This is a genomic window from Acidicapsa acidisoli, assembly GCF_025685625.1.
GTDB lineage: Bacteria > Acidobacteriota > Terriglobia > Terriglobales > Acidobacteriaceae > Acidicapsa > Acidicapsa acidisoli.
In genome coordinates this window covers 1,257,997-1,276,379 of sequence record NZ_JAGSYI010000002.1, presented here as the reverse complement: position 1 = coordinate 1,276,379, position 18,383 = coordinate 1,257,997, and the positions used below count along the sequence as shown (strand labels likewise).

Here is an 18,383-nt window from a genome sequence, read left to right as displayed (position 1 = left end):
ATGGAGTCTCTATGTTGCGGCGAATGCGTTTTGTACTGAGAGGTTTGGTGGCTTGCGTGGCTCTGGTTGGCTGTTCCATTGCTGTTCAAGGACAGTCTGGGCCGAGCCAGACTGCGCCGGGCCAGCACAAATGGGCGGTGGTGGTGCACGGCGGGGCTGGAGTGATCGAACGGTCATCCATGACGCCTGAGGCTGAGGCTAATTACCGCGCGGGCATTACGGAAGCTATCAACGCTGCTGGCGCGGTGCTCGACCGGGGTGGGTCGTCGCTCGATGCTGTTGAGGCTGCGATCAAGCTGCTTGAAGACAATCCGCTCTTCAATGCGGGGCGCGGGGCGGTCTTTGCGGCGGACGGCACCAACCAGCTTGACGCTGCCATCATGGACGGCAAAACGATGCAGGCGGGTGCGGTCGCCGACGTGCGGCGCACGCGCCATCCCATTTCGCTCGCTCGCGCTGTCATGGAGAAATCGCCGCATGTGATGCTGGTGGGAGCAGGCGCGGATGATTTCGCCGCGCAGGTCCATCTTGAACAGGTTCCGCCGAGCTTTTTCTTCACCGAACATCGCTGGCAACAGCTTGTGGAGGAGTTGAAGAAGCAGGGCGTGCCCGTGCCGGAACGGCCAGAAGGAGCGCCTGCGCCTCCGGCAAAGCCTGTGGCTTTTATCGAGACTCCCGATAACCACAAATATGGCACGGTCGGCGTGGTTGCGCTGGATCGTAACGGCAATGTCGCGGCAGGTACTTCGACTGGCGGAACAACAGCCAAGCGCTGGAACCGTGTGGGAGATTCGCCGATTATCGGCGCTGGAACCTATGCCTCGAATCAGTCCTGCGCGGTTTCAGGGACGGGCGTGGGAGAGTACTTCATTCGCCTCACGGTTGCACGAACCATTTGCGCCTTGGTGCAGTATGAACACATGCCCTTGCAGGCCGCGGTGGATGAGGTGGTCCAGAAGCAGTTGGTTGCGGTTCATGGGGACGGCGGGGTGATTGCGATCACTCCGGATGGCCAGCTTGCCTGGAGCTTCAACACGCCGGGCATGTTTCGCGCAAAGCTCTCGGAAGGCAGAACGCCGCAGGTCGGGATCTACCGCGACGAGCCATAGTCGGGAAATCGGCTACGGCTTAAAGTCGCCGGGGAGATAGAAATCGACTCCTGCTTCGCGATTTGTTTTTTCTGTCGCGGCGATGTCGATTTCATTGACTGGAATATTCCGGGGATTCCGGTCCCAGACGGTGAGAGTGGTCCCGGTGAGTAGATAGTTGTGAATAACCTGGTTCGGCCGGTGATCCTTGAATATGAGCGTCACAGCCTCTTCGTTAACTGGCGCGTTTGATCGGGGATCTGGCTGCTGCGTGCCGTAGAAGGGCTGATAGTTTGTCGGCGGCGCCATCTGGTCCTGATCGGACGGCGGATAGTCATAGCCCTGGCCGCCGTAATCCGGCGCATAGGGTGTGATTGCCCCATTGTCGTAAGCGGAGTCATCCGGATCATCGAGGAAATCCGGTCCCCAGAGATTCAGCCACGGGCCGTACCACGGCAGACCTCCAAATGCGAAGGCCGAGCGGTAAGGCTCGCGGTAACGCGAGCGGCGATATTGTCCGGATGCGTATGTTGACCGGCCGTTCATCCCAGCCCGGTTGCCGAAGCGCGAGGCGGGATAGACTCCCTGTCTATTTCCCGAGAAGCGGGACCCGGTGGTAAACCGGTAAGGTCCGGAAGGAGCGGCATACCGCGGTCCAGCCTGAGATCTGCCCTGGAATGATCCACCACGGAATGCCGGGCCATGGAATGACTGGCCGGAAAATCCCGATCCTCGAAATCCAGATGCGGCGTGGCTCGCGCCTGCGTGTCCTCCAAAGCCGCCATGGGAACTCGCGCCGAGTGCGCAGACGGGGAATGCGACTGCAAAAAGCCACATCACGGCAGCAGGGAAGCGCCTCATGCATAAATATTACTCCCGTCTTCGGTTCGCGCATGGCAATTCACTGCAATTCAATTCATGACAATTCCAGGTGTGATTCTGGCGTGGGGCGAGCATCTGAGTCACGCGTCGCCGACTTCAGTCTGCTGACAGGAGTCTGGGGTGATTCGGGATAGCCTCTTCCAAATCAGGAGATTTTTGTTTTCGATAGGCTTGTAAATACGTAAAATGTTGAAAATAATATGCATTTTTATTTTTTGTTGACAGTTGTTCTGTTTTAGTAACACAATGGTGACGGGTACTTATCCGGTCATATTTGATCCTGGGGAGGAATCATATGCGTTCTATTCTTGCAGCTACTCTTTTGCTTTCCCCGATGCTGTACAGCGCATCGGCAGTCGCCAGCCAGCCAAAGACCGACGCCACCGACGCACCGCAGGGGCGGCGCGTCTCAACGGGTGTCATTGAACCGGCAGTCATCGGCTCAGGGGACATTCATATCCCGCCCAGCACATTGCTGCGAAACGATGGCAATGGCGCCGAGGTAGTACTTGCTCTCAGGGTCGATGAGAAAGGTAACGCGGAGCATATTCGCGTGGTGAAGTCGGCCGATCCGGATCTGGATGCCCGCGTTGTTGAGGGTGTAAGCCAGGCTCACTTCCGTCCCGCCAAGCTGGACAATCAGGCAATTCCGGTGGACCTCAACATGATTGTTCAGGTGAACCGCTAGGCTGCAACCAAGTTAAGCGGCGTTGGGTTGCTGACCTGACGCGGAAAGTATCCTCCATTCCAGAGGCGAAAGAGCTTCTGGGGTGGAGGATTTGTTTTTTGGGAGGAATTTACGGGCGGCTGTGACCGGGCCGCCCGGTTCGGGGGCGTGTCTGCGATGCGCCGGGGTCTGTCCGAAAATGGACACTTGAATCCGCACACGGACATCGAGACGCCCACCTTGGGGTGCAAGTTATTGATATTACGAGATATTAGATGGCCACAGACGTGCATCTACTGTTGCCGCGATGGATATTTCAAGACCTGACATAAAGCAGAAGAAGCGTCGTCAACAGTGGATCTGGGCGGCAGTGACGGTGGTTGTAGTAGCCGCAATCGCATTTTTTGTATACCGCCTCAAGCCCGCCGCTCCCTCGGTGGACCGGGCGACGGTCTGGACCGACACCGTCAAGCGGGGTTCATTCGAGCGCCAGGTGCGTGGTCCGGGTACGCTGGTTCCGCGTGAAGACAGTATCCAGCTGATTCCCGCGCAGACGGACGCGACGGTGGTCCACATCCGCGTGCTTCCTGGCACGCAGGTTACGCCGGACACCATTCTCATGGATCTGGCTGATCCTCAGCTGCAACAGCAGCTTCTGAGTGCGGAGCAGGCATTGAAAGGCGCCAAGGCCGACTACAAGGCCTTGCAGGCGACGCTGCAGAGCACTTTGATGGACAAAAAGGCGACTGCGGCCCAGGTGAATTCAGATTTTACCCAAGACCAGTTGCAGGCGCAGACGGACAAGAAGCTGTTTGAACTGGGCGTGGTCTCCGGCTTGGTTGCCAATGCCTCCAAGAACAAGGCCGATCAACTCACGGCCCAGCGGGAGATCAGCGAGCAGCAGCTGGACGTGAATACCAAGGCGATTGAAGTTCAGCTGGCCTCGTCTCAGGCTAAGGTCGACCAGGCCCAGGCTCTCTACGATCTCTATAAGAAGCAGGAGGATGAGCTGCAGGTGCGCGCCGGCATCAGCGGAGTGCTTTCCACGCTCGCGACGCCGGTGACGGTGGGCCAGCATGTAACAGCAGGAACCTCCGTCGCCGAGGTTGTGCAACCGGCCAAGCTCAAGGCTGCTTTGAACATCGCCGAGACCCAGGCACACGATATCGCGATAGGCCAGCCGGCTGAGGTCGATACCCATAACGGCATCGTCAAGGGCCACGTAACAAGAATCGATCCCTCGGTATTGAACGGAACGCGCGTCGTTGACGTAACGCTGGAAGGACCGCTGCCCGCGGGAGCGGTTCCGCAGTTGAGCGTGGATGGGACGGTGGATCTGGATCGGCTGAATGACGTGCTTTATGTAGGGCGGCCCGCTTTCGGCAACGAAAACAGTACGATCAGCCTCTTCAAGCTCGGTCAGGACGGTAAGACAGCAGTGCGAGTCCCGGTGAAGGTGGGCCGGGCTTCGGTCAATGTGATCCAGGTGATTGAGGGATTGCAGGCGGGCGACACCGTCATCCTCTCGGATATGAGCAGGCAGGACGCCGTCGACAGAATTCGCCTGGAGTAACCCCCAAGGAATTGATTTAGAGCAAATTCGGAAAAGAGAGGAACTGACAGCATGAGCCAGACCATCATTGAAATCGAGCACCTGACGAAGGTGTTTTATACGGACGAGATTGAGACCCATGCTCTGTCCGGCGTTCACCTTAGCATCGCGCGCGGCGAATATGTCGCCATGTCGGGGCCCTCGGGCTGCGGCAAATCGACGCTGCTCTCTATTATCGGACTCCTCGATACGCCTACCGCTGGCAGCTACACGCTGAACGGCAAAGCGGTTGCGAATCTCAATTTTGCGGACCGTTCGCGCATTCGCAATCAGGAGATAGGCTTTATCTTTCAGAGCTTCAATCTTATCGGCGATCTTACGGTCGCGGAAAATGTTGAGTTACCTCTGACTTATCGCACCGGAATGCCCTCAGCCGAGCGCAAGAAGAAGGTGCAGGAGTCGCTGGAGCGCGTGAATATGGCGCATCGGATGCGGCATTATCCCGCGCAGCTCTCGGGCGGTCAGCAGCAGCGTGTCGCTGTAGCCCGCGCGCTGGCTGGTTCGCCGTCGATCCTGCTGGCGGACGAGCCTACCGGAAACCTGGACTCGAAGAACGGCGAAGCGGTGATGAAGCTGTTGCAGGAGCTGCACGCCGAAGGCGCGACGATCTGCATGGTGACGCACGATCCGCGATTTGCCGCGCACGCCGAGCGCCAGATTCATCTCTTCGACGGCAAGGTTGTCGCCGAAGGGGAGTTGAACCAGTTGCTCGCGGAAGTTTAACCGCCAATTCAGAGCCCTCCCCCTTCTGAATTCAGCCCGAGGTTGTTGCCATGCTTGCTTCGCTCATGCAGGACATTCGCTATGCACTGCGCCAGTTGCGCAAATCGCCGGGGTTTACCTTCACGGCGATTACGGTGCTGGCGCTCGGGCTGGGTGCAAATATTGCGGTCTTCACGCTGATTGATGGGATTCTGCTGCGGCCATTGCCGTATGCGCAGCCTGGCCGAATTGTAGCTATTCAAGGGCCGGTCAATCAGGGATTCGAGATGGAACTGAGCTACGCGAACCTTCAGCAGCTCAGTGACGCTGCTGGTTCGACGGTGCAAACGGGCGTGGTGTTGGACCAGAAGATGGCCAGTGTTGTCGGTCCGGGTGGTCGTTTTCAGGTGGAGAAAGTGGATGTCACTGCGGGGCTGACGAGGATGCTTGGTGTGCAGCCAATGCTGGGTCGCAGCTTTCGACCGGATGAGAACGATCCTGGGAGAGAGCATGTAGTGCTGCTCGGCGAAGATGTCTGGCGCAAACTCTTTGGAGCCGATCCGATGATCGTCGGCAAGACTCTTGCCATCAAGAGCCATCCGTACACCATCGTTGGCGTCATGCCGAAGGGATTCTCCTTTCCTTTTGGGGAAGCGATGCAGGTATGGTCTCCCGCGGCAATTAATGCGGCTGAGCGCGCTGCGATGAGCGGATCGCATCAACGATGGGGAGACCTGTTCGCTCGTCTACCTGACGGAATGACGATGGCGCAATTGGCTGCAAATTTGAATCGTGCTCAGACGTTGATTGCAAAGGAAGTCCCTGAAGGCGGAATACCTGCCAATGTGCAGGTCAAGGATTACCAGAACTCGCTCAATGAAAGTGCGCGCAAGCCATTAGGGCTGCTGTATACCGTTGTGCTCGGAGTCTGGGCTTTAGCGTGCCTGAATGTTACCAGCCTGATGCTGGCGCGTGCGGTTTCCCGAACACGAGAACAGGCTGTCCGCGCAGCGCTGGGAGCCAGCAAGTCGCGTCTGCTGCAGCAATCGATTGTGGAGAGCCTGTTACTGAGCATGATGGGAAGCGCTCTTGGACTTCTAGCCGGTCAGGTCACTCTCAAGCTGTTGTGGCACCAGATCAAGCAAAGCCTGCCGATGACGAACCATGTTCACCTTGAGTGGCGAGTAGTCGCTGGATTGGGACTGCTGACAATATTTACAGCCCTACTTGTGGGGATTTTTCCGGCGCTGCGCGCAACCTCCGCTAACGTTCAAGAACAACTTCATGGTGTCAACAGCACGGCTTCCACAAGTCACAACCGGACACGCGAGGCTCTGGTCGTAGCTCAGCTCGCATTGACACTGGTATTCCTGTCGGGTGCTGGCCTATTTCTGCGAACCATTAACGCGCTGCGGCAGGTTCCGTTGGGCTTCACTCAACAGAATGTGCTCACGGGCGGAATTATTCTGAATCCTACCGCGGGAGGGTTGGAAGAGAAGGATACCGAAGGCAGCATCAATATCGTCCAAACGTCCTATATTCCATTGCTAAACAAGCTGCGCGCAATTCCCGGAGTGCAAGTCGCGGCGTTGAGCTCTGTACTTCCAATGCGCGGCGAATTCATGATTAGCCTTGGGGCGACCCTCGATCATAAGGAGGTCCCTCAATCGCAGATGCCGCGTGCGGATGGTCGACTGGCATCGGCGGGAGTGACGGAAGCGTTGGGAATTCCGATGTTGAGGGGTAGGTTCTTTTCTGAGGATGACACTGCGACATCGCCCGTCGTTGTAGTTGTGAATCAAGCTTTTGTGAATCGATACATGAGTGGGCAGGACGCTATCGGGCATTCCGTCTCGATCAGCAAGGGGCGCTTTGGAGATGCGCATATTGTCGGTGTCATCGGCGATGTGAAGCAACGTAATGTTACGAAGGCCACGACTCCCGAGATGTATTTTTGCCTTGCTCAGATGACTCCCGGAGCGCCTCTATACAATCTCGCGACGGCATTCATGCAGGTGGCGATTCGCGCTCGTGTTCCCGCGGAGGTTTTGCGAGCGCGGTTTGATAAGGCGCTGCATGAAGTTGCTCCCGACGCGACAACGACTGATGTGAAGACTATTCATGAAGCGGTGGAAGACTCGTTTGGAAGCCAGACGTTGACCAGTTATCTGCTGGAAGGCTTTGCAGGACTGGCGTTGCTGATCGCTTCGGTCGGGCTTTACGGGTTGCTCGCGTTTGCAGTTGCGCAGCGAACACGAGAGATTGGAGTTCGCCTTGCGCTTGGAGCGCAGAAGGCGAATATTCTTAAGCTCGTTCTACGCCGTGCGTTGCTGCTGGTTGGCGCAGGCCTTGTTTGCGGAATGGTGATGGCCTGGTTTGCCGTGTCATTGGCGCGCAGCTACGTGTACGGAGTGCAAGTGCACGACGGTCTGACGTTTGGAACGGTCACGGCGGTTCTGGCTGCCGCATCGTTCCTTGCCGCCTGGATGCCAGCACGCCATGCTGCTTCGATTGAACCGATCGTGGCCCTGAGAAGCGAATAGGAAATTCGTGCACGTGGAAGGGAGCCGATGCATATGACAAGTCTGTGGCAGAATATTCGCTATGCCGTGCGCCAATTGCTGAAATCGAAGGGCTTCACGATCACCGCTGTGATTACACTGGCGCTGGGCATCGGAGCCAACACGGCTATCTTCACCACGGTCTATGCCACAATTATTGCGCCCATGCCCTATCCCGAGCCGGATCAACTGGTGATGGTTTGGTCCAAAATTCAAACATTTCATAACGGTGTTTCGGCGGGTGACTATACCGACTGGGCCAATCAGAGCACTGCCTTTCAGTCTTTGAATGCCTTTACCGGCGGTAGCTTCAACCTGGCTACGAAAGATCAGCCCGAATATGTCGAGGGCCAGAAGACTACGCCCGGGTTCTACAAGATGATGGGCGTTAATTTTCTGTATGGCCGGGACCTTCTGCCCGATGAAGGCAAGCTGGGCAACGAGCACGTCGTCGTATTGGTCAACAAGCTTTGGAAGAAACTCGGCTCCGATCCGAACATCATAGGCAAGCAGATGAAGATCGATGGCGAGCCGTATGCGGTCGTGGGTGTGATGGCGGCCGGTCAGCCGGATCGCCTGAACGCGAGCCTTGTTGTACCTCTGGTCTTTAAGCCGGAGCAGTTGAATCATGATTTTCACTGGCTGCTGGTGATGGGCCGCTTGAAGCCGGGCGTCACGATCAAACAGGCGCAGGCCAATATGGACGCGGTTACGGCAAACATAGCGAAGGCATATCCCAAGAGCAATCAGGGCTGGGGCTCGTTTGTCGAGCCATTGAAGAATGATTTTCTACCCAAGGAACGCATTCAGATGCTTTGGTTCCTATTGGGTGCGGTTGGCTTTGTGCTGTTGATTGCCTGTGTTAACGTGGCAAATCTCCTGCTCGCCAAAGGCACCACGCGACAGAAGGAAGTTGCGGTGCGCATTGCTTTGGGAGCAAAGAGCGGCGCTATCTTTGCTCAGTTTCTCACGGAGAATCTCCTGCTGGCATTGATCGGTGGTGTGCTCGGCGTAGGCGTGGGGTGGCTTGCGTTACGCGGACTCGTGGCGATCATGCCGCAGGGCACGCTTCCTTCGGAGGCGGACCTGACTTTGAATGTTCCGATTCTGCTGTTTTCGTTTGGCGTTTCCACGCTGGCTGGCTTGCTCTTTGGCTGCGGTCCGGCGTGGCATGCGACCCGCGTCGATCCTGGCGAAGCGCTGAAAGAAGGCGGACGAACGGGAACCAGTGCAGGCCGTCGCGGAGTGCGCCGGATACTCGTAGTCGGCGAAATAGCGCTTGCATTGGCGCTGCTTACAGGAGCGGGACTTGCCATTCACAGCTTCTGGAATCTTACCCAGGTTGACCTTGGCGTAAGCACGGTTCACATTCAGACATTCTTTTTGCCGGTTCCCGAAGCGCGATCCAAAGATCCCGTGCGGATCACTGCTTACTATCGCCAGATGCTGAGTCGGATCATGGCCGTTCCGGGTGTTCTGGATGCTTCTGTTTCAACCGGCTTGCCACTTGAAGGCGCGGGATTCGGGATGCCGTTCACCATTGCGGGCGCACCGGATATTGCCGATCCATCGCAACGGCCCGGCGCGGCCTTCGGTATGGTCACTCCTGACTACTTCAAGACTTTTGGGATTCAGGTGATTCGCGGTCGCAGCTTTACCGATCACGATATCGCGGGCAGTGTGCGCGTGGCGATGGTCAGCGAGAGTTTTGTCAAGAAGTACTTCCCGGATAAGGATCCGCTTCAGCAGCGACTGATGGTGGAAGAGTTGATTCCTGGCGTGACAAAGCTGGGAGCGGCGGTTCCATGGCAGATCGTGGGAGTTTTTCACGATGTAAAAGGTGGTGGTTTGCGCGACGGACGCCCCGAAATCGAGATCCCTTTCTGGCAGATTCCCTGGGATGCTGCCACGTTTGGTGTACTCACAGCGGGCGATCCTCTCCTGATGACCAGAAGCCTGGAGGATGCTGTGCATTCTGTCGATCCGGAGATCGCATTGGCTGAGATGCACACGATGGAAGAGGTGAAGAGCCGGACGCTGGCTGGCGACCGATTCACTATGGTCCTGTATGGCAGCTTTGCCTGCGTTGCGCTGGTTCTGGCCGCAGTCGGAATTTACGGCGTCATGGCGTTTACGGTGGCGCAGCGCGAGCACGAGATAGGGCTGCGGATGGCGCTTGGCGCAAGCCGCGGCAACGTAGTTGGTCTGATCCTGCGAGAAGGCACCGTGCTGGCATTGATTGGCCTTGGACTCGGTCTTATCGGCGCCTACTTCGTCGGCAAGGCCATGCACAGCACGCTATATGGGGTAGGCTCTATTGACTTCACTGCAGTCGGACTCGTGGCTGCGGTGCTCTTTGGCGCGGCGCTGCTCGCCAGTTGGATCCCGGCGCGGCGCGCGGCTTCGGTGGAACCGATGCTGGCGCTTCGTGGTGAGTGAACAAGGCGAATGAAACTGGCGAGCAATTCATAGAAACGGAGAAGGGGAGATAACTTACATGACGGGATTTCTTCAGGATCTTCGCTACGCGCTGCGCCAGTTGATCAAGGCGCCGGGCTTTACGCTCACTGCGCTGCTCACGCTTGCGCTGGGCATCGGCGTTACAGCGGCGGTTTACAGCGTGGTGCAGATGGTGTTGCTGGAGCCGTTGCCGTATCCCGATCAGGACAGGCTTGTGGGCGTGGCGTGGACCTTTCCGCATGAGAAGCCGAACGCCGAGCAGGCCGGCAGTGCGGCGGATTTCGTGCGCGAAAACAGTGGGGCATTCTCCTCTTCGACGGTGATGGACGATAGCATGTATGCGGCCAACCTCTCTGTCAATGGTGGCCGTGCGGTTCAGGTCAATGCTCTGCGCGTGTCCGAAGGCTACTTCCGCACGCTTGGCATAACACCCGCCATCGGGCGAGGCTTTTCGTCCGAGGAGGATCGGTCTGGCGGCGCGAAGGCCGCTGTGTTGAGTTACAGCCTTTGGATAAGAGTCTTCAATGGCGATCCATCTGTTGTTGGACGGACGATTCGTTTGAATCAGGAGAGCTTTGCAGTCATTGGCGTGACGCCCGCTCGTTTTGTTGCCAGCAGCGAATCCGCACTGGGCATCACGGGGTCGCCTGATCTCTGGCAGCCGTTGCAGCTGAGTTCGAAAGAGCCGGGATATGAAGGCGACAACTACATGATGATCGCGCGGCTACGCAACAGTGTGACGCTTGACCAGGTGCAGCAGCAGTTGAATGCGTTGCAGCAACCCTTCTACCAGCGATATCCCGGCTATAGGAAGTGGCTGGATCGCGGTAACGAGTTGCATGAGCTTCGCGCGTGGAAGCTACAGGATGTTGTCGTGAGCGAAGTGCGCCGAAGCCTGCTTACGCTGATGGGCGCTGTAGCAGCCGTATTGCTGTTGGCGTGCCTCAATCTGGCCGGTCTGATGATCGCTCGCTCGCTGCGCCGCTCGCGCGAGATTGCGCTGCGTGCGGCGCTGGGCGCAACGCAGGCGCAATTGTTGCGTCTGCTGGCCTGCGAGGGAATTCTGCTGGCAATCGGCGGAGGAGTGCTAGCGCTGTTCGTGACTCACGCCGCCACTTATGTGCTGCTCCATGCCGCGCCGCTTGCCATTCCTGCGTTGCATGGAGAGCCAAGCCAGTGGCTGACTTCAGCAGTGGTGATGCTTGTGGCGCTCGCTTCGACGACCTTCTTTTCGATACTTCCCGCATGGATCCTGCTGCGTGGCCGGAGCCGCGAGATGCGCCTTGGCGGAATGTCGATTGGCGAGACTGTCTCTCATGCGCGCCTCTCACGCGGCTTGATGGTGGCGCAGGTCGCGCTTGCAATGGTTCTGGTTTCGATGGCTTCCGTACTGCTTGGAACATTCGCCAACCTGCGTTCATTGCCTTCGGGCGTCGAGCCCAAACAACTGACGGTCTTTCAGGTAACGCTGCGTGGGGAACGCTATGCCAGTACGCGCAAGACGACGCAGTTTGTGGCCTCCGTGCTCGATCAACTGAGCCATAGGCCTGGCGTGGACCGAGTTGCCGCTGTGAACGGACTGCCTCTGGATCGCGGCCTTAATACAAGCGGATTTCCCGCGGGCCATCCTGAATTGGGCCAGACTATTGAATTTCGCGCAGTAACTCCGCATTATTTCGAGACGATGGGCGTTTCATTGCTCGCTGGACGCGATATTGCGGATAGCGACCGCGCCGATGGAGATCTCGTAGTTGTAGTCGGCGAGATGACCGCTAAAAAGTGGTGGCCGGGACGCTCGCCGATTGGCCAGTACATTCGTATTGGCAAAGAAAAGAATTGGCGCATCGTTGGAGTGGTGGCCGATGTGCGCAGTCGTTCTCTGGTGGAGGCGCAGGGCGTCATGGTATATGCGCCCATGGTCCAGCTTACCGACGAGTTCACCGGCGTACTCAATGGATGGTTTCCTACGACCTTTGCTGTGCGCACTGCTGCCCGCGTGAATCTGGCGCAGCTCGCGCAGCAGGCAGTGACACGAGCCGATCCGGAAATTCCCGTAGCGAAGTTGACTACGATGCAGGCGGTGATTGACGACACTGTTCAGGAACCGCGCTTTTTCTCGCTGCTGGCTGGGGGCTTCTCCGGATTTGCGCTGGTGCTGACGGTGATTGGCCTCTTTGGGTTGCTGAGTTATCAGGTCACGCAGAGGACGCGCGAGATTGGTGTGCGTATGGCGCTCGGCGCGGATCGCGCGCGCATCCTGCTGACATTTCTAAGCCGTGGCCTGATGCTTGCATCCGTGGGCGTAGTTGTCGGTGGAGCAGCAAGCTGGCTCTTGAGGCCAGTGGTGAGCGAACTGCTGGCCGACGCTGGAATCGATGCTTCCGTGCATTCGGCCAACGTGATCATGAATGGCACGCAAGCTACTGTATTTGCCGTCGCAGCGATTCTGATTGCAACTATCGCGGCAAGCTGGCTACCGGCGCGCCGCGCGGCTTCCGTTGAACCAATGCAGGCTTTGCGCACTGAGTAACAAGCTAGAGGAGCATACATGAATCGACTTTTGCAGGATCTCCGCTATGCATTGCGCCAGTTGCGTAAATCGCCCGGGTTTACCATCACCGCGGTGATCACGCTGGCCCTTGGCATCGGCGCCAACGCGGCGATCTTCACGCTGGTGCAGGGAATTCTGCTCAAGTCACTTCCTGTATCCGATCCCAAGCAACTCTATCGCATCGGCGATACCGATGACTGCTGTGTCAATGGTGGATTTGTCGGGGATAATGGCGACTTCGATATCTACTCGTACGATCTATATCTGCACTTGAAGAGCTCCGCGCCGGAGTTTGAACAACTTGCCGCCATGCAGGCCGGACGAAATATATACAGCGTACGTCGTGGAAACAGCACTTCGAAAGCGCTGGTCGGCGAGTATGTTTCCGGCAACTACTTCACGACTCTTGGCGTTGGCCCATATCTGGGCCGAACACTTCTGGAAAGCGACGACACTCCGGCAGCCAATGCTACCGCCGTGCTGAGCTATCAGGCGTGGCAGAGTGAATTTGCCGGCGACCCTTCCATCGTAGGCTCGACGATCACGATCCAGGCCCATCCGTTCAGCGTAATCGGCGTTGCGCCACGCGGCTTCTTTGGCGATCGGATTACGGACAATCCGCCGGCTCTGTGGCTTCCGTTGTCGACTGAGCCTCTTGTTTCTGGACCAGGCGCGATTCTGCATCATCCTGATTCGAACTGGCTCTACCCGATCGGCAGAGTACGTCCTGGAACGGTGATTGTCCCACTGCAGCAGAAACTGTCTGCGGCGCTGCGACAGTGGCTTACGACTCGTCCTGCGTATACCGACAATGGCGGCTCGGCGGAGATTCCCAAACAGCATGTCACGATTGTTCCCGGCGGTGGGGGGATTCAGAGCCTGCAGCAGGAGACCGGAACCGGCCTGAAGATGCTGATGATTCTCTCCACGGTGGTTCTGCTGATTGCCTGCGCCAATATCGCCAATCTGCTGTTGGCGCGAGCTACGGCGCGGCGTACGGAGATTACGATTCGCATGGCGCTGGGATCGGGACGCTCCCGCCTCATCCGCCAGATCTTCACGGAAAGCGTATTGCTGAGTTGCATCGGTGGACTGGCAGGACTTGCGGTCGCTTACGCGGGTTCGCACCTGATTCTCACGCTCGCGTTTCCGGATGCGAAGAATCTGCCGATTGAGGCCAGTCCATCTCCGATGGTCCTCGGATTCGCATTCCTGATTTCACTGATCACGGGTCTTCTGTTCGGCACCGCGCCTGCGTGGCTATCATCCCATGCGCAGCCGGCCGAGGCTTTGCGCGGCTCGAATCGCTCCACGAGCGACCGATCCTCGTTGCCGCAAAAGACGCTGGTGGTTTTCCAGGCCGCGCTGTCGCTGGTACTTCTGGTTGGGGCAGTGCTGATGACGAAGTCACTCACCAATCTTGAGCATCAGGACTTCGGCATAGCCACCACCAACCGTTACGTGCTGCACCTCGATCCCTCTGGCGCAGGCTATACGATCGATCGCTTGCCAGCACTGTATCGCGAGATGGAGTCGCGCTTTTCAGCGCTGCCGGGCATATCCGGCGTGGGCTTGGCGCTTTACAGTCCGCTGGAAGGCGATAACTGGGGCGAGTGTGTTATTCAACAGGGCCATCCAGCACCGCGGCCCGGCGAACGCTGCGGTTCCACATGGGACCGAGTGAATGCCGGATATCTCAAAACCATTGGAGTGCCGATGGTGCGCGGACGCGAGTTTACCGAGCAGGACACAGCGTCGTCGCAACCCGTCGCTATCGTGAATCAGACATTTGTCAATCGTTTCTATCCCAACCAGGACCCCGTCGGCAAACATTTCGGAATAGATTTTGTGCCGTACTCGGGTAGTTGGGAGATTGTCGGGGTGTTCAAGGACTTCAAGATGAATAACCCGCGAGAGAAGGTTCGGCCAGTGTATCTGCGCCCTTTGACGCAGCAGTTGACCGCCTATAAAGAGCCGGGGATGATTGGCGGCGAAGTGCAGTCGATGTTTATCGACTCAATCGTGCTTCGCTTCGACCGGCCACAGGAAGACGTCGAGTCGATCGTTCGCAAAACACTTGCGGCGATCGATCCCAATCTCACTGTGATCGATCTTCGTTCGCTGGATGCTCAGGTTGCGGGAAACTTCAATCAGGATCGCCTGATCGCGCGTCTCACTACGCTCTTCGGAGTTCTCGCATTGATTCTGGCCTCGGTCGGACTCTACGGCGTAACTTCCTATTTCGTTGCGCGCCGCACTGGTGAGATCGGTATTCGCATGGCTCTGGGAGCTACGCGGCCCGGCGTTGTTTCTCTTGTGTTGCGGAGCGTCCTAGTGCAGATCGGAATGGGGCTGGCGCTCGGCATCCCGTCCGCTCTTGCGGCTGGTTACTTCATGAAGAGCCAACTCTACGGTGTAAGTTCCTATGACCCAATTGCGCTGACTGCTGCAACTATTTTGCTCGCTCTTTGCGCGATTACAGCGGGCTTCATACCGGCGCGCAGGGCGGCCTCCATCGAACCGATGAAAGCACTTCGCATTGAGTAGCAAACGCAAAGGATAGGCAGGAGATTGACTATGAACTCGTTCCTTCACGACATTCGGTACGCAATGCGACAGCTCATCCGCGCCCCTGGATTCGCGGCTACGGTCGTCATCACGTTGGCGCTCGGCATAGGAGCGAATACAGCGATCTTTACGATCTTCGATCAAGTCTTGCTGCGTATGCTGCCTGTGCAGAATCCCAAGGAACTGGTGCGCTTCGAATGGAAGGGAGGCTTTTCGGGTTCAGCCAGCAGCTTCGGTGGAGACATCCACAACTATTTTTCTTATCCGATGTACAAGGATCTCCGCGACCGGAACTCGGTTTTTACGGGCATATCGGCGGGGGTGGCAGCCAGTGTGGGTGTCTCCTGGCACGATCAGGCTGAGAACAAGGATGCAGAAGTCGTTAGTGGCAACTACTTTAGCCTGCTCGATCTCAAGCCTGCCGTAGGAAGGCTGTTTACGGATGCGGATGATACCGCAAAGAACGCCGATCCGGTCGTTGTTCTCGGATACGACTATTGGCGCATTCACTTCAATGCGTCCCCGGATGTTGCGGGGAAGACGCTGCTGATCAACGGTCATCCATTCACCATTGTCGGTGTCGCGCCGGACGGATTTAACAGCGCTTTCGAGGGCAACAAGCCTGGAGTATTTCTTCCGATCAGCATGGTGGAAGTTGCCATGCCATGGGTTGCGCCGCGCGATGATCTCAACAACCACAAGTCCGTTTGGTTGACTCTGATTGCGCGTTTGAAGCCGGGTGTGACCCGTCAACAGGCAGAGTCGAGTTTGTCTCCGCTCTGGTATGCACTGCGTGCGCAAGAGCTGACTGGCTACCAATCAGCATCTGCGCACTTCAAGGACAGGTTTCTCAACCAGACGCATCTCTCTGTGGTGGACGACTCCACTGGTTTCATGCCTGGGCGCGACGATTTGCGGACGCCCTTGCTTGTGCTGATGGGTATGGTGGGCGTGCTGGCGGCGATGTGCGCCGTCAATGTTGCGACACTGCTCCTGCTGCGGGCCGCTGGACGTGTCCGTGAGATCTCGATGCGATACGCGCTAGGCGCAGCTCGCACTCGGATTATCTCGCAATTACTCGTTGAGGGCGGCGTGTTGGGAGCGTGTGGCGCAATCGCTGGTGTCGCGCTCTCGCCTCTGATCGCGCGAACTTTAGTCAGGCTGATGACCGGAAGCGATGATATCACGGATGCGCCTTATTCTACGGCCGTGGATGGGCGAATTCTGGGCTTTACGCTGGTGCTTTCGATCCTTGTAACTCTCGCTTTCAGCGCGGCACCGGCGTTGCAGTTCCTTCGTCCCAGGCTGGCCGAAACGCTTCGGCAAAACACGGGCACTGCTTCGAGGAAGACGCAGCTCTTTCGCAAGGTCGCCGTTGGCTTTCAGATAACACTCACTGTTCTTCTTTTGGGAGGTGCGGGACTGTTCCTGCGAACACTTACCAATCTCCGCGCGCAAAATATTGGATTTGAGATTACGCATTTGATCAACTTCGGTCTTGATCCCTCGATTGCCGGATATGGCGAAGATCGTGTCGTTCAGGTGGAGACGAGCGCCCTCGATGCTCTACGCGAAGTTCCCGGAGTGCAGCATGTCGCGGGAACATCCGATCCCGAGATCTCCGGAGATTCAACTGGCTCCAACTTTACCGTGCAGGGACATGTCGCCCCGGAAGAAGAGGACATGAACTTTGAATCTCCGAGGATTACGCCGGATTACTTCGCGACGCTTCAACAACCGCTGCTGGCGGGCCGCGAGTTTTCAACTGCCGACGTGAAGGGCAGCACGAAGGTTGCGGTCGTCAATCTAACCTTTGCCAAACGATTTTACGGATCGCCGCAAAATGCGATGGGACGTCTGCTCGGCGAAGGTCAGGGAAACAAGACGAAGCTGGAAATAACGATTGTTGGCGTGGTGGGCGATATCAAGCACCAGAATCTGCGGGATGCGCCCCGCGGCACCGTATACCAGCCCTACCTTCAACAAGATCATCCGGGTGGTCTGCGCATCTACGCCTTCACGGCTCAGCGGCCGGAGTTGATTGAGAGCGCGATTCGCAATCGCATTCATGGCCTCGACCCCAAGCTGGTCGTCGATGGAATGCGCACCATGCAGGAACAAGTGGATCGCAGTGTTTCCGATCAGCGCGCGCTGGCTCTGCTGGCGGCGAGTTTCTCAGCGCTAGCTTTGCTGATGACGTCGGTCGGGCTCTATGGTGTTCTGGCATTTGCGACTGCACAGCGCACTCGCGAAATAGGCGTCCGCATGGCTCTTGGCGCACAGCGCAGCAATGTCATCGTACTGGTCCTGCGCGAGATGGCTCTGACGGCGATTATCGGTGTCGCGGTAGCTCTCCCGGCAGCTTTCGGGCTCTCCAGGCTGGTGGTAAGTCAGCTTTATGGCGTCCAGCCCGGAGACCCGCTAACTTTGCTCGCATGTATCCTGATCTGCGCGCTGATGCTGATCCTTGCAGCTGCCATTCCGGCGCGCAGGGCAGCCTCTGTCGATCCCATGGAAGCACTTCGATCCGAATAATCTCAAGCCGACAGCAACCAAAGAACGGGAGTTATACAACATCATGATTGAACTGAACAAGATAGAGCGCAGTTATAAGACCGGACACACCGAAACATGGGTGCTGCGGCATGTGAACCTGATCATTCGACCCGGCGAGTTCGTCACAGTCATGGGACCATCCGGGGCAGGGAAGTCCTCACTGCTCAACGTGCTCGCAATGCTCGACGATCAGTGGCGCGGCGAGTTTTATTTCGAAGGTGAAGCTGTGCATCGCATGAATCGTAAACAGCGCGCCGATCTCGCGCGGAAGCGCACCGGCATGGTCTTCCAGAGCTATCATCTGCTGGACGACCTGAGTGTTGCAGAAAACATCGATCTGCCGCTCTCGTACAAAGACATTCCCCGGCTTGAGCGCCAGGCGCTAGTGGCCGATACTCTCGACCGTTTCAATATCGTGGGCAAGAAGGATCTGTTCCCCAGTCAGCTTTCAGGCGGCCAGCAGCAGCTCGTTGGAATTGCGCGTGCTGTTATTCACAAGCCCAGTTTGCTGCTCGCCGACGAGCCGACGGGCAACCTGCATTCCGGACAGGCAAAGGAGATCATGGAGTTATTCAAGAAGCTGAACGAAGAAGGCACGACCATCATCCAGGTGACGCACTCGGAAGAGAATGCTAAATACGGCTCGCGCATCATTGAACTCCGCGACGGATGGCTCTACTCCGATACGGCGGGGCTCGCGCAGACCGCGGCAACAGGGGTGCAATCGTGAGGGAAT

11 protein-coding genes are annotated in these 18,383 nt (G+C 57.5%); 10 read left to right on the top strand and 1 reads right to left on the bottom strand.

Going from position 1 to position 18,383, the window contains the following annotated elements; all coding sequences use genetic code 11:
- Window positions 1–11 precede the first annotated feature (11 nt).
- Window positions 12–1,109 (top strand): isoaspartyl peptidase/L-asparaginase family protein, encoded by a 1,098-nt coding sequence (locus OHL23_RS15250; protein WP_263352770.1) that lies wholly within the window; start codon window positions 12–14, stop codon window positions 1,107–1,109.
- 12 nt (window positions 1,110–1,121) lie between these two features.
- On the opposite strand, the gene OHL23_RS15245 is transcribed toward OHL23_RS15250, so the two are convergent.
- On the bottom strand, window positions 1,122–1,949 hold the full coding sequence (locus OHL23_RS15245) for a hypothetical protein (RefSeq protein ID WP_263352769.1): 828 nt from the start codon (window positions 1,947–1,949) through the stop codon (window positions 1,122–1,124).
- Between the two features lie 316 nt (window positions 1,950–2,265).
- Here OHL23_RS15245 and OHL23_RS15240 point away from each other — a divergent pair, with 316 nt between their 5' ends.
- The 9 genes from OHL23_RS15240 to OHL23_RS15200 all read left to right on the top strand — a co-directional run bounded on the left by OHL23_RS15240 (window position 2,266) and on the right by OHL23_RS15200 (window position 18,377).
- Window positions 2,266–2,658, top strand: a complete 393-nt coding sequence (locus tag OHL23_RS15240) for an energy transducer TonB (protein ID WP_263352768.1) — start codon at window positions 2,266–2,268, stop codon at window positions 2,656–2,658.
- Window positions 2,659–3,007: 349 nt separating this feature from the next.
- On the top strand, window positions 3,008–4,210 hold the full coding sequence (locus tag OHL23_RS15235; protein ID WP_317891690.1) for an efflux RND transporter periplasmic adaptor subunit: 1,203 nt from the start codon (window positions 3,008–3,010) through the stop codon (window positions 4,208–4,210).
- Window positions 4,211–4,261: 51 nt separating this feature from the next.
- Window positions 4,262–4,972: an ABC transporter ATP-binding protein gene (locus tag OHL23_RS15230; protein ID WP_263352766.1), complete on the top strand. Its 711-nt coding sequence runs from the start codon at window positions 4,262–4,264 to the stop codon at window positions 4,970–4,972.
- 50 nt (window positions 4,973–5,022) lie between these two features.
- The gene (locus tag OHL23_RS15225) at window positions 5,023–7,494 is read left to right on the top strand and encodes an ABC transporter permease (RefSeq protein WP_263352765.1); all 2,472 of its coding nucleotides are present in this window, start codon (window positions 5,023–5,025) and stop codon (window positions 7,492–7,494) included.
- Window positions 7,495–7,527: 33 nt separating this feature from the next.
- Window positions 7,528–9,951, top strand: a complete 2,424-nt coding sequence (locus OHL23_RS15220) for an ABC transporter permease (RefSeq protein WP_263352764.1) — start codon at window positions 7,528–7,530, stop codon at window positions 9,949–9,951.
- Window positions 9,952–10,009: 58 nt separating this feature from the next.
- Window positions 10,010–12,502 (top strand): ABC transporter permease, encoded by a 2,493-nt coding sequence (locus tag OHL23_RS15215; RefSeq protein WP_263352763.1) that lies wholly within the window; start codon window positions 10,010–10,012, stop codon window positions 12,500–12,502.
- Window positions 12,503–12,520: 18 nt separating this feature from the next.
- Complete coding sequence (locus OHL23_RS15210) at window positions 12,521–15,070, top strand: ABC transporter permease (RefSeq protein WP_263352762.1); 2,550 nt, start codon at window positions 12,521–12,523, stop codon at window positions 15,068–15,070.
- Between the two features lie 30 nt (window positions 15,071–15,100).
- Entirely contained in the window at window positions 15,101–17,626 is a 2,526-nt protein-coding gene (locus OHL23_RS15205; protein ID WP_263352761.1) for an ABC transporter permease, read from the top strand.
- A gap of 43 nt (window positions 17,627–17,669) precedes the next feature.
- The gene (locus OHL23_RS15200) at window positions 17,670–18,377 is read left to right on the top strand and encodes an ABC transporter ATP-binding protein (RefSeq protein ID WP_263352760.1); all 708 of its coding nucleotides are present in this window, start codon (window positions 17,670–17,672) and stop codon (window positions 18,375–18,377) included.
- Window positions 18,378–18,383 lie beyond the last annotated feature (6 nt).

What these genes read in the sequence shown, in the direction of transcription:
- OHL23_RS15250 (WP_263352770.1), top strand. Translation starts at nt 12, where the DNA reads ATGTTGCGGCGAATGCGTTTTGTACTGAGAGGTTTGGTGGCTTGCGTG.
- OHL23_RS15245 (WP_263352769.1), bottom strand. Translation starts at nt 1,949, where the DNA reads ATGAGGCGCTTCCCTGCTGCCGTGATGTGGCTTTTTGCAGTCGCATTC.
- OHL23_RS15240 (WP_263352768.1), top strand. Translation starts at nt 2,266, where the DNA reads ATGCGTTCTATTCTTGCAGCTACTCTTTTGCTTTCCCCGATGCTGTAC.
- OHL23_RS15230 (WP_263352766.1), top strand. Translation starts at nt 4,262, where the DNA reads ATGAGCCAGACCATCATTGAAATCGAGCACCTGACGAAGGTGTTTTAT.
- OHL23_RS15225 (WP_263352765.1), top strand. Translation starts at nt 5,023, where the DNA reads ATGCTTGCTTCGCTCATGCAGGACATTCGCTATGCACTGCGCCAGTTG.
- OHL23_RS15220 (WP_263352764.1), top strand. Translation starts at nt 7,528, where the DNA reads ATGACAAGTCTGTGGCAGAATATTCGCTATGCCGTGCGCCAATTGCTG.
- OHL23_RS15215 (WP_263352763.1), top strand. Translation starts at nt 10,010, where the DNA reads ATGACGGGATTTCTTCAGGATCTTCGCTACGCGCTGCGCCAGTTGATC.
- OHL23_RS15210 (WP_263352762.1), top strand. Translation starts at nt 12,521, where the DNA reads ATGAATCGACTTTTGCAGGATCTCCGCTATGCATTGCGCCAGTTGCGT.
- OHL23_RS15205 (WP_263352761.1), top strand. Translation starts at nt 15,101, where the DNA reads ATGAACTCGTTCCTTCACGACATTCGGTACGCAATGCGACAGCTCATC.
- OHL23_RS15200 (WP_263352760.1), top strand. Translation starts at nt 17,670, where the DNA reads ATGATTGAACTGAACAAGATAGAGCGCAGTTATAAGACCGGACACACC.